The 11632-nt window shown below is 56.2% G+C and carries 12 protein-coding genes; 3 read left to right on the top strand and 9 right to left on the bottom strand.

Going from position 1 to position 11632, the window contains the following annotated elements; all coding sequences use genetic code 11:
• The first annotated feature begins 34 nt into the window (after window positions 1–34).
• The 3 genes from CPH80_RS17460 to CPH80_RS17450 all read left to right on the top strand — a co-directional run bounded on the left by CPH80_RS17460 (window position 35) and on the right by CPH80_RS17450 (window position 2654).
• Window positions 35–349, top strand: coding sequence for a DUF3301 domain-containing protein (locus CPH80_RS17460; RefSeq protein WP_096281738.1), 315 nt, complete (start codon window positions 35–37; stop codon window positions 347–349).
• Window positions 350–476: 127 nt separating this feature from the next.
• Window positions 477–1772 carry a pyridoxal phosphate-dependent aminotransferase gene (locus CPH80_RS17455; RefSeq protein WP_096279841.1) on the top strand — a complete coding sequence of 432 codons (1296 nt, stop codon included), beginning with the start codon at window positions 477–479 and terminating at the stop codon, window positions 1770–1772.
• Between the two features lie 57 nt (window positions 1773–1829).
• Window positions 1830–2654 carry an inositol monophosphatase family protein gene (locus CPH80_RS17450; protein WP_096279840.1) on the top strand — a complete coding sequence of 275 codons (825 nt, stop codon included), beginning with the start codon at window positions 1830–1832 and terminating at the stop codon, window positions 2652–2654.
• A gap of 192 nt (window positions 2655–2846) precedes the next feature.
• On the opposite strand, the gene slmA is transcribed toward CPH80_RS17450, so the two are convergent.
• From slmA to CPH80_RS17405, 9 genes are all read right to left on the bottom strand, one after another.
• Window positions 2847–3434, bottom strand: a complete 588-nt coding sequence (gene slmA, locus CPH80_RS17445; protein WP_096279838.1) for a nucleoid occlusion factor SlmA — start codon at window positions 3432–3434, stop codon at window positions 2847–2849.
• 52 nt (window positions 3435–3486) lie between these two features.
• Window positions 3487–4296 (bottom strand): thiazole synthase, encoded by an 810-nt coding sequence (locus CPH80_RS17440; RefSeq protein ID WP_096279836.1) that lies wholly within the window; start codon window positions 4294–4296, stop codon window positions 3487–3489.
• A gap of 84 nt (window positions 4297–4380) precedes the next feature.
• On the bottom strand, window positions 4381–4581 hold the full coding sequence (thiS, locus tag CPH80_RS17435; RefSeq protein ID WP_096279834.1) for a sulfur carrier protein ThiS: 201 nt from the start codon (window positions 4579–4581) through the stop codon (window positions 4381–4383).
• An 18-nt stretch (window positions 4582–4599) separates the two neighbouring features.
• Complete coding sequence (locus tag CPH80_RS17430; RefSeq protein ID WP_172898658.1) at window positions 4600–4977, bottom strand: DUF423 domain-containing protein; 378 nt, start codon at window positions 4975–4977, stop codon at window positions 4600–4602.
• A gap of 28 nt (window positions 4978–5005) precedes the next feature.
• The gene (locus tag CPH80_RS17425; protein ID WP_096279832.1) at window positions 5006–5806 is read right to left on the bottom strand and encodes a symmetrical bis(5'-nucleosyl)-tetraphosphatase; all 801 of its coding nucleotides are present in this window, start codon (window positions 5804–5806) and stop codon (window positions 5006–5008) included.
• A complete protein-coding gene (gene rsmA / locus CPH80_RS17420; protein ID WP_096279830.1) occupies window positions 5799–6650 on the bottom strand; it encodes a 16S rRNA (adenine(1518)-N(6)/adenine(1519)-N(6))-dimethyltransferase RsmA in 852 nt (283 codons plus the stop codon). Before rsmA ends, CPH80_RS17425 begins: the two co-directional genes overlap by 8 nt.
• Complete coding sequence (gene pdxA / locus CPH80_RS17415; protein WP_096279828.1) at window positions 6647–7690, bottom strand: 4-hydroxythreonine-4-phosphate dehydrogenase PdxA; 1044 nt, start codon at window positions 7688–7690, stop codon at window positions 6647–6649. Before pdxA ends, rsmA begins: the two co-directional genes overlap by 4 nt.
• On the bottom strand, window positions 7690–9045 hold the full coding sequence (locus CPH80_RS17410; RefSeq protein WP_096279826.1) for a peptidylprolyl isomerase: 1356 nt from the start codon (window positions 9043–9045) through the stop codon (window positions 7690–7692). The genes pdxA and CPH80_RS17410 overlap by 1 nt, the downstream gene beginning before the upstream one ends.
• A 105-nt stretch (window positions 9046–9150) precedes the next feature.
• Window positions 9151–11547: an LPS-assembly protein LptD gene (locus CPH80_RS17405; RefSeq protein WP_096279824.1), complete on the bottom strand. Its 2397-nt coding sequence runs from the start codon at window positions 11545–11547 to the stop codon at window positions 9151–9153.
• Window positions 11548–11632 lie beyond the last annotated feature (85 nt).

Here is an 11632-nt window from a genome sequence, read left to right as displayed (position 1 = left end):
TCTTTTGGAAGATCGTCGCTATCGTGTTGTTATCATGACTCTGGGAACGCTGTTCTGGCTGTTTGTTTCAGCCTTTACCATCTGGTACTGGTGGCGCGCCAAAGCCATTAAGGACTCTGTCCTCCGGGCTGCCCACCGCTATTGCAAAACTATGGACGTCATGCTGCTTGATGACGCCATCTATCTGCGGGGCATCTGGTGCAAGCGGGATGACCAAGGCCAGTTTCGCGTGTGGCGTCGCTTCATGTTTGATTTTACCTCCACCGGTGAAGAGCGCTACGGCGGTAGGGTCATCATGCTTGGCCCCCGAATACTGCATATGGACTTGGATCCGCACCGGTTCCCCTGAATTCCGGAGCATGGTTGCGCCCTGCACCACCTCAGATACTTCGGCATTCACTTATCCGCATAATGCCCAAAAATATGTTGGGGTTTCCTATACTGTTCCGGCCACTCTCAACAAATAGACCGGAACAATGGATATCCATAACGACCAGCGCTTTGCAATCAACCTGAACGTTCGGGGCATCCAGCCCTCTGCCACCCTAAGAATCAACGAGCTCAGCAACCAGCTTAAATCTGAGGGCAAGGACATTATCAAACTCGGGCTTGGGCAATCGCCCTTCCCTGTTCCTGAACGTGTCGTGGGTGCGCTGAGAGAGCACGCCCACGAAAAAGACTACCTGCCCGTTAAGGGCCTCAAAAGTCTGCGTGAATCCATTTCGGGCTACATCAACCGTAGTGAGCGTATGCGGAGCACGTGGGAAGACGTACTGATTGGCCCTGGCTCCAAGGAGCTGCTGTTCATTCTTCAGCTGGCCTACTACGGCGACCTGCTCATTCCGCGGCCAAGCTGGGTCTCCTACGCGCCCCAGGCACGTATTATTGGCCGCTCGGTACATTGGCTGCCCACCCACGCCGATAACAACTGGCAGCTAACAGCAGAAGAGCTGGACATCGTTTGTCGGGACGACGTTTCCCGCCCGCGCATTCTGATTCTCAACTACCCGTCCAACCCCACCGGTTGCACCTACACTGACGACCAGCTGCTCGCCATTGCCAACGTGGCCCGCAAGTACAAGCTGATCCTGCTTTCTGATGAGATTTACGGGGAAGTACACTTCGAAGGTAAGCATAAATCGATTGCACGCTACTACCCAGAGGGCACCATTATCAGCACCGGCTTGAGCAAGTGGGCGGGTGCTGGCGGCTGGCGCTTGGGCACCTTCATTTTCCCAAAAGAACTGCGCCCCCTGCAGGACGCCATGGCCATCATCGCCAGCGAAACCTACACGGCCACCAGCGCGCCCATACAGCATGCAGGGATTACTGCGTTTGATGGTGGTGACGACATAGACGAGTACCTCAAGCAGTCCCGCCGCGTGCTTAAAGTGATTGGCGAATACATGCATCGCCGCTTGAGCGAGATGGGTGCGGTTGTGCAGAAGCCAGAAGGCGCGTTTTATCTGTTCCCGGATTTCTCGGCCTTCCGTGACCAACTCACCAGAAAAGACATCAAAACCAGCCAAGCGTTTTGCCAGTCGTTACTGGAAAGCACGGGCGTTGCCATTCTGCCAGCCAGCGACTTTGGCTTTGTGCCGGACCATCTGGCCGCGCGCTTGGCGTTCGTGGATTTCGACGGTGCCGCGGCCCTGAAACTGGCCGGCGGAGACTATGCCGATCAGGAGTTGGCTGATGACTTTGTCGAGCAGGCAGGCCCGCGCTTGGTGAAGGCGATGGACAAGATGGAGGCGTGGCTGAACAGCCTGTAACCCAGCCATGGTAGACTGGCGCCGTAACTCTTTAGAGAAAACGTAAAAGGGGGCGCCATGTCTGATTCTGTTTCCCTGCGGGGCATTACCGACTTCACAGAAGATCTGGCCCGAGAGGCCGGAGAGCTCATTCGTCGAGAGCGCGATAACAACACACTGCGCACCGGCTACAAACAACAGACTGAACTGGTCACCCACGCCGATATCATGGCCGATGAATTCATCACCGACGCCATTCGTAAGCGCTTTCCCCATCACCGTATTCTGTCCGAGGAAACCATGCCGGATCTCAGCCAGGCCGAGAACCTCGACACACCTCTTTGGATCGTCGACCCCATCGATGGCACGGTAAACTACGCCTACGGTCACCCGCAGGTTGCGGTGTCTATTGCCTACGCTGAAAACGGCCGGGTGCAGGCCGGCGTGGTACACGCGCCCTTCCCCGGTGAAACCTTCCGCGCCACCCGGGGCGAAGGCGCCACACTCAACGACAACCCCATTCGCCACAGCGGCGCTACCGTTCCCAGAGACTCGCTGTTTGCCACCGGCTTTCCCTACACCAAGGACAATCTGGCCCCATTGATAGGCCGTCTAGATGCGATGATTCATCAATGCCGCGACCTGCGCCGCATCGGCTCTGCCGCGCTGGATATCTGCTGGGTAGCCTGCGGTCGATTGGATATCTACTACGAAAACGTCAGCCCTTGGGATTTCGCCGCCGCCCGCCTGATCGCCTTGGAAGCAGGCGCGACAGCCGGACACTTCAGTGAGGTTCCCGACGGGTACCCTGCCGACCTCTGGGGCCGCGATATACTGATTTCAGCGCCCGCCATCTGGGAACCTGTTCGCCAGATTCTCCGTTCGGCCTCAGGGTATGATTGAAACTTGGGTGCTTTTGTTCCTGTAGCCTTCTAGTTTTGAGGCGGTCACAGGTTGGGCTTTTCCGGAATGTCGGAGGCCAGGGATGGCCGGAGTCAAGCGCACACGGACGTGCTTGTAGCGGTTCCGGAAAAGCCCCGCCCTGCACCGCCAAACCGCCCAAAAAATCAGGCTACAAAGAAGAAAACCACCGAACTACGACCAAACAGCCTCAGCAACCAACCCCCAGCTTTCGTCAAAGTCTGTGGAGGGCAACCGGGAAAACGACGAGCGGATAAACCGCTGAATCCGGCCTTCCATGAACACCAGTACAAAATCCGCACCCCGGGTAGCACTGGTGCGAGGCCGCAAACCCTGGCGGATCTCGCCTTCTTTCAATGTTTGCCGCACCTGGGTTTCCAGACGCTCAAAGAACTGAGAGGCCCGCTTACGCAAGGCTTCGTTTTCGCCCACCAGAGCATCACCCGTAAGAACACAACACAACCCCGGATTGCGCTCGGCGAACACAAGTACCAGATGCGCCAGCTGCTGCAATCGCACCCGCACATCCTCCTGCTCTTGAAGAATCACCTGACAGCGGGAAAAAACAGCCTCCTCCGCAAACTCTAGAAGCGCTTCAAACATCTTCCGTTTACTGGGGAAGTGACGGTACAACGCCGCCTCGGTCACGCCAACAGATTTGGCGAGAACAGAGGTGGTGATTCTGGCCCCCGGATCGTTTTCCAGGAGTTCCAGAAGGGCGTGAAGAATGGTCTCTCTGCGACTTGGTTTCTGATCGGTCATGGCAATACTACAGCGCTCTTAATCAGAATTTGAATCAGAATCTGAATCAGAATCAGAAGAAGGTGCCATCAAGGGGCGACGACGCGCTTGCGTAGAGCTTTTTTGGCATCCGCCCTGCGAGATACGATTCCCGCCCGGCTTCAATGGCCAGGCGCATGGCGTTGGCCATTTTAATCGGGTCTTTCGCGTGGGCGATGGCGCTGTTCATTAGCACGCCATCACAGCCCAGCTCCATGGCGATGGTGGCATCGGATGCGGTGCCAACACCGGCATCCACCAGCACGGGCACCTTGGCGTTTTCGATGATCTGCCGGATGTTGTAGCGGTTCTGAATGCCCAGGCCGGAGCCAATCGGAGCGCCCAGCGGCATGATGGCGATGCAGCCCATCTCTTCAAGGCGCATGGCCAACAAGGGGTCGTCGGAGCAGTAGACCATTACTTTGAAGCCGTCTTTAATAAGCTCCTCAGCGGCTACTAGGGTCTCAAGCATGTTTGGGTAAAGGGTTTTGTCTTCGCCCAGCACTTCCAGTTTGACCAGATCGCGGCCGTCGAGCAGCTCTCGCGCCAGTTTACAGGTGCGCACTGCGTCTTTGGCGGTAAAGCAACCAGCCGTGTTGGGCAGTATGGTGTAGTGTTCCGGAGAGATTACGTCCAGAAGATTGGGCTCGTCGGGGTTCTGCCCCAGATTGGTGCGGCGAACGGCTACGGTCACAATTTCTGCGCCACTCATTTCGATCGCGTGGCCGGTTTCCGTCAGATCTTGGTACTTACCCGTGCCCACGAGCAACCGCGACTGGTAAATGCGGCCCGCAATTTCAAGGGGCTTGTCTTCGGGTAACTGGGTCTCTGGTTTCTCGGTCATGGTGTTTCCGGGTTGGTAGAGCGTGACAATGAAATGCTTGAAACGGGTATATCGCGGCCAGATCTCTGCTTGGCCAAACGAACGTTAGCCGCCGCCGATAGCGCGTACGACTTCAATGCGATCGCCGTCATTCAGGACAAATTTTGGGTGCTGGCTGCGGGGCACTATGTCTTCGTTAATTTCCACCGCCAACCGCTTGCCCGTGAGAGCCATTTTTTCCACCAATGCGGCAACCGTGGCCCCAGCAGGAAGCTCCATGGCTTCACCATTTACCTGAACCTGCATAGCGTTTTAACCTCTGTCTTAATTCGTTTGCTGGCGTACGCCAGCCGTCAGCAGTAACGCCCATCCAATCATAAAGCATAAGCCGCCCAAGGGCGTAATCGCGCCGACCCAGCGCATATCTGTCAGCACCAGTGTATACAAGCTGCCACTGAACAGCAGAATACCCGCAAGAAAGAACCCGGCGGATAGCGACAGCAAACGCCGTGAAAGCCCAAAGCCAGACAACAGGGCAATCAGTACCAGCGCAATGGCGTGATACATCTGGTAGGCAGCGGCCGTTTGAAACACTTCTAGGCTACGTTCACTCACCAGGTTTCGCAGCCCGTGAGCCCCAAAAGCTCCCGCCATAACAGCAGTAAGGGCGAAGAAAGCGCCAAAAATGATAGGCAGACGCATTAGGCCGGGCGCGGACAATCTTGCGGATTCAGCAGTCACAGTGGATCTTCTCTGCGGTGTCCAAGTTCATCATCGTGAGCGCACCACCCCACACACAGCCGGTATCCAAGCCGATGAATCGTTCAACACCTGTCTTGCCTTCAATAGCCGCCCAGTGCCCGAAAACCACTCGCAGATCATCGGTGCGGGGGAACTCGAACCAAGGAGCGAAGCCCTTAGGCGCGGTGCCTGAGGAGTCTTTCGCCGTGAGTTCAAGCCTGCCATCGCTGGCAATAAAACGCATACGAGTGAAGTAATTGGTGATAACCCGCCAGCGATCCATACCTGTGAGGTTTTCGCCCCAGCACTCGGGCTTATTGCCGTACATCTGCGCAAAATATTCCGGGGCGCTGTTCCCGCGAATCACCTTTTCCACTTCCCGGGCATTAGCAAGTGCCTGTTCAAGGCTCCAGATATGCGGAAGCCCCGCATGGACCATGATTAGGTTGCGCTTAGAGTCATGCACACACAGGTTCTGCTGGCGCAGCCAGTTCACCAGCTTATCGCGATCCGGGGCGTTCAGTATGTCTGCCAGCGTATCCTTGCGCTTTAGCGCATGACCACCAAGAGCCACAGCCAAAAAGTGCAGATCGTGATTACCCAAAACCACAACGGCCGAATCGCCTAGGCTTTCAATGTAGCGCAGGGTTTTTAGGGATGACGGCCCCCGGTTAATCAAATCACCGGCCACCCACAATCGATCCCGAGAAGGCGAAAAATCTACCTTGGCCAGCACATCCTTCAAGCTATCGTAACAACCCTGAATGTCGCCTATGGCGTAATCAGTCATTGCTGCCCCCGTTACTGCCTTCGCCGCCTTGCTCGGTGCCCTTCACACTGCCTTTCTCAGCTACGAGCATGTCCGCGATGCTCACGTAGTCTGCCAGGCTGAGGTTTTCCGGTCGCAGGCCATCGTTAATGCCCAGAGTATGAAGCTGATCAACAGTCACCAAGCTACCCAATGCTTTGCGCAGAGTTTTTCGGCGCGCGTTAAACGCGGTTCTTACTACAGCCTGCAACGTGCCTAGATCCTTCGCCGGGTGCGGGAACTCAATGTGGGGAACCAGGCGCACGATGGCAGAATCAACTTTAGGAGACGGCCGGAAAGCGCCAGGGCCCACTTCAAACAATGGCTGAACCTTGCAGAAATACTGGGTCATGATACCTAGTCGACCATAGTTGTTGTCGCCCGATACCGCTGCCATCCGCTGCACCACTTCTTTCTGCAGCATGAAGTGCATGTCTTGCACGACGCCCGTCTGAGCTAGCAGATGAAAGATCAGCGGCGTGGAAATGTTATAAGGCAAGTTACCAACAATGCGCAGGGGTTTTCCGTCTGTAAGCTGGCTGTAATCAAACTTCAGCGCGTCGGCTTGGTGGATACGGAATTCTGGGTAGTTAAAAAACTTAGTGCGCAATATAGGAATCAGGTCGCGATCCAGCTCCACCACCTGAAGCCTAGGATTAACGGCCAGGATCTCTTCGGTAATGGCACCAAGGCCGGGGCCGATTTCCACAATGGCATCGTCCGGCTTAGGGTGAATGGCGCGAACGATGCGCTCAATCACGCCCGGATCGTGAAGGAAGTTCTGCCCAAATCGTTTCCTGGCCTGATAGCCGGCTTTTTTACTCACTCAAAATTCTCTTTATTTGTGGCTTTGCGATTATTGGGGGCTTTGCGGTTAACAGCTTTGAGACAGCGCGCCATTTGCTCGCCCACTCGAATGGCGGTGTGCAGGCTGCCGGCGTCGGCCTTGCCGGTACCGGCAAGATCCAAAGCCGTACCGTGATCCACGGATGTGCGCACAATGGGCAAACCAAGGGTGATGTTCACCGCACGACCAAAGCCCTGGAATTTAAGTACCGGTAGCCCCTGATCGTGATACATGGCCAAGACGGCGTCCGCATCGTCAAGCCAGTGCGGCGTAAACAGCGTATCTGCCGGTAGCGGGCCGACCATCTGCAAACCATCCGCACGAAGCTTTTCAAGCGTGGGCTCTATTACCTCAACTTCTTCCCGGCCCAAATGGCCGCCCTCACCAGCATGGGGGTTCAGGCCAGCCACAAGAATTCTTGGCTGCTCAATGCCGAAAAACGTCTTCAGGTCGGCATCCAGTATGGTGGCGACCTGAGTCAGCCGTTCTGGCGTAATCGCAGCAGGCACGTCTTTTAGGGGTAAGTGAGTTGTTACCAACGCAACCCGCAACTCTTCTGTGGCCAGCATCATGACCACCCGTTCCACGCCGCAGAGCTCTTGCAGGAACTCGGTGTGGCCGCTGAACTCAATACCCGCTTCGTTGATAACGCCTTTATGAACCGGCGCCGTGACCATGCCGGCAAAGTCACCCTCAAGGCAGCCATTGGCAGCAACCGTGAGGGTTTCCAACACATAACGGCTGTTGGCCGTATCAAGTTTACCCGCCTGAAGGGATACACAACCCCCAACGTGCAATACAGAAAGCTCGCCCGCACCTTTTCTCGGCGCCATGCCCGGTTGCCAGGGGTGCAGCGTAACGTCGAGGCCCAGCAATCTGGCCCGATCCTCCAGCAATGGCTGGCTCGCAACAACCACCACAGCACTATCGCGCTTCTCAGCGGCGAGCTGCAGACAAAGCTCGGGGCCTATGCCTGCGGGCTCTCCCGCAGTCAGGGCGAGAATAACCGACTCACGCATTATTCTGCGCCTTCCTCTGAGTTACCTTCAACATCTTCAGCAGGCTCATCCGCATACTCGCCTTTAAACTCGATGAAGGCTTCATCACGAATTTCCCGAAGCCAATTCTGCAATTCAGTTTCGAACTTACGCTGATAGATCGCTTGGCGCGCCTCTGCTTGCTTCACGTCACCACTGACGTCCTTCTGGCGGCGCTCTTCAACCTGAAGAATGTGCCAACCAAACTGGGAGCGGAGCGGCCCTTTGAGCTCACCTACACCCGCCTCCTGCATGGCCTGCTCAAACCCTGGCACCATTTGGCCCGGGCTTACCCAGCCAAGGTTGCCACCGTCGGAGCCGGATACTGGATCGTCAGAAAACTCACGTGCCAGCACGGCAAAATCAGCGCCGTCCTGAATCTGCTGATAAAGGTCGCGAATGGTGGTTTCGGCCTCAGTATCCGTCATCGCTTCAGAAGGCCTTATTAGAATATGGCGCACCCGGTTCTGCTGAATGACCTGCGTCTGCGAACCGCCGCGCTTGTCCATCACCATGACCATGTGGAAGCCGCTATTGTTCTCCAGAACATCCGAAGGCTTGCCAACTTCCAGCGCTGGCACAACCGGCGCAACCAGTGACGGCAACTGGCGCTCGCTGCGCCAACCCATATCACCGCCCTCAAGGGCGTTGCTGGCGTCGGATTCAGCAACCGCTACCTCACGAAAATCGCGGCCGTCCAAAATAGCAGCACGGAGTTCTTCTGCTTTTTCACGGGTTGCATCCACCGAAGCATCATCCGATGGGCTCTCCAGTTCGATAAAAATATAGGCAAGGCGGTATTCCGCATCGTTGCCACCGCCAGTCTCCAGCGCCTGCACGTAGTTTTCAACCTCGCGCTCCGTTACGCGAACACGATTGCCGACTTGGCGCTGCTGCACCCGGCCGGTGATCATTTCCTGTCGAATTTGTTCCCTAGCCTGACGGTAGCTTACGCCCTCAGCGACCAGTTGATTTTCAAACTCAGGCAGGCTCAGGCCATTACGATCCGCAATGTTAACCAGCGTTTCGTTCAGCTCGTTATCGCTGATGCGCATACCCATCTTTTCTGCCATCTGCAGCTGGACGGATTCGGTGATCAGCTGCTCCAGAACTCGCTCTTCAAGAAGGCGGCGCGGCGGCAAGCCGGTGCCCTGGGCACTAAGCCGCCCAGCAATAGTGCTAATTCTTGCTTCCAGCTCGGTCTGGAGGATTACATCGTCATCAACAATGGCAACCACTTGGTCGAGCAGTTTGCGCTCAGCCTGAACCGAAAAAGAAAGCGCCACTGCGAACAGCATCAGCAGTGTCTGTAATCCTTGGCGAATCGTCGCCTTCATAATCACCTCTTAATGAAGATATAAGCCTGCGGTTGATATAAGCCTGCGGTTAGAGTACCGGAATGGCACGGTTGCCGTCAGGGGGTACGGATTAGGGCGCTCCAGTTAGGGAGTTCCAAAACGGCGTCGTTCGCGCTCATCAAAACCGTAAATGGCCTCGGAGATCGACGTTGACGAACCTCCGCTACCGCCCAGGCCTTTGAGCTGAATCTGGAATAGCACGCGGCTGTCCAGCTCCTGATCGTCGGTCAGATAATTCTGGTGAACCACCTGAACGCTCCAACAGCAATTGTTGTACTCAATCCCGGCAAGGGATCCTACGGTACGATCCAGATCCGAATCGTACACCCAGCGGCCGATCAGACTAACACGGTCTGTTGCTGGGATAACCGCCGCAATATCAGACTGTTCTAACTCGCCCTTGCTGTAAGTATGACCAACACTGGCTAGATACCGGTAATCTTCGCTGTGGAAAACCAACTGGCTGCGGCCCTCTTCGGTATCGCCGGTATCCGGATCCCATAGCCCAGAAGACCGGATTTGCAGATTTTGTAACGGGTTAAGCACCACTTCCCCGGCCAACGGCGAGCGGCTGCGATTGCCGCCGCCTTCACCGAACAACGTAACCTCGCGATCGTCGAAATACTGAACCTGGCCAATACTGAAGCGGGCTCGCTCAGCACCGGTCAACAGATCATTGAATCGGCTGGTCAAGGCCACGGTCAGCTGGTTGGCATCGCCCACCCGGTCGCCGCCGACAAAGCGATCCGGCCGGAACAGCTGCTCAAAACGAAAGGTTTGCAGGGCTGTATCAAACGCCGGTATGTCGTTCTGATCTGCTTCCGCATCGGTCCAAGCGTAGTAAAGGCGGGGCTCGAAGGTCTGGTTGTAAGGCACATCGAATAGGCTCGACTGGCGATCAAAGTACAGACCGTTATCCCATTCCACTACGGGAACCGTGCGATCAAACCTGCCGTCTCCGGCACTGTAATCGTCCAGCTCATAACGCGTGTAATCGAGGCTGACCGACGGGCGACTGAACCCCCACAAGGCCCGCATCGGCAGAGCCAGCTCGGGACGTGCACGGAAGCGCTGGCCGTTGGCTTTGTCGAGCCCGGTTAATGAGCCATTGTCTCGGTAGAACCAGGTGTACTGGCTCTCCAAGCCTGCCTCAAACCAGCCAGCGTCGGCGGCTCCAGCGTAAATGGCTTCTGGTAATTGGGCGTAAGGTTTGTTCACCTCTGTAATTCGGTTGCTGACCGTTTGGTAGTCATTCACATACACATCTAAATACTGGTTCGTGTCTTGATAGCGCACGCCCCCTCTACGCTGCAGGTGTGTGGCCTGGTTAATTTCCAGGCTTCGGTTCAGGTCGCTAAGGTAGTCCTCATCACTGACCACTGAAAAATCACCATAGCCATTCCAGCCAGCACCCAGGGCGGCCCGGGTAGACGCATCCAAGGCCCAGCGTTGTCCAGATTCACCGGAATTGTCGTCGGCGTAGGCCGAATCGTTATCAATGTAACCTAGCTGTAGCGTCGTTTCTCCCCACGGGCTGAGGTGCCGGCCCTCCACTTCATTGAACAGACCACGGCCATGAATGTACTGGGGCGTGATCGTGGCATCGTAATGGGGGGCCAGGTTCAGGTAATAGGGTACTGCGAAGAATGCACCACTGCCGGCACTGGAAGATCCGAACTGTGGGTATAGGAAGCCAGTCTTGCGTCGATCGTCTATAGGAAAGCTGGCATAAGGCCAGTAGAACACCGGTACATCTAAAACCTCGAGGCGAACATGTTTTGCCGTTCCGAAGCCTTGCGCCTGATCCAGCTTGATATTAGACGCAACTATCGCCCAGTCGTTCTGTTGCGGGCCACAGGTGGTGAGTGTGCCGTCGCGGATTTCTACGGTAGTCGCATCCACTCGCGAGAGGCTGCCGGCACTGCCCCGCATTTCTGGGCCATGTAAAAGAAAGGTCGCGGTATTGATATCAAAACGCCCGGAATCAACACTGTATTCGGCACGCTCACCGGTCAGCAAAAAACCGTCACCGCGACTTACCAGCGGCCCCTGAATGGCGACCTGGCCAGTGCTCTGGCTATAGCGCACCTCAGAGCCGGTTACCTGAAAGTTGCCCTGGCGCAGCCGAACATCGCCCTCAAGATATAGCTCCTGGTCGATTTCGTAACGAGCATTCAGACCACTGACCTGCAAAGGAATATCCTTGCCAGCGCTCTCAACTGCGTCAGTTCCTTCACCAAAAGCACCAGAATCGTTATCTGCGGCGCCTGATGGCATATAACCGCCTGCGCAAAATGCCGGCAGCGAATTCCTGACGGACTCCGGAAGCTGGTTTTTCGGGCGCCAGTCTAGCTCGGCTGCAGATGGCGCCTCTTCAGCAACGGAAAAGCTGGCGCCCGACATCAGGGAAAACCCCACAAGCAGGCTCGCAAACCGGCGCTGCAACGTGCCTTTATGCGCCTGCAGATAGCTGTCGGACATTGGCACGGTAGCAAGGTTCCTGTTCCAGGTGCATAAAGGACTGTGGATAGCGCGACGGGGCACAAATACACAAATGACAGCGGCC

It is taken from the genome of Marinobacter sp. LV10R510-11A, from assembly GCF_900215155.1.
Classification (GTDB): domain Bacteria; phylum Pseudomonadota; class Gammaproteobacteria; order Pseudomonadales; family Oleiphilaceae; genus Marinobacter.
The sequence above is the reverse complement of the archived record's forward strand: the minus strand, read 5'-3'. Positions and strand labels throughout refer to the sequence as shown.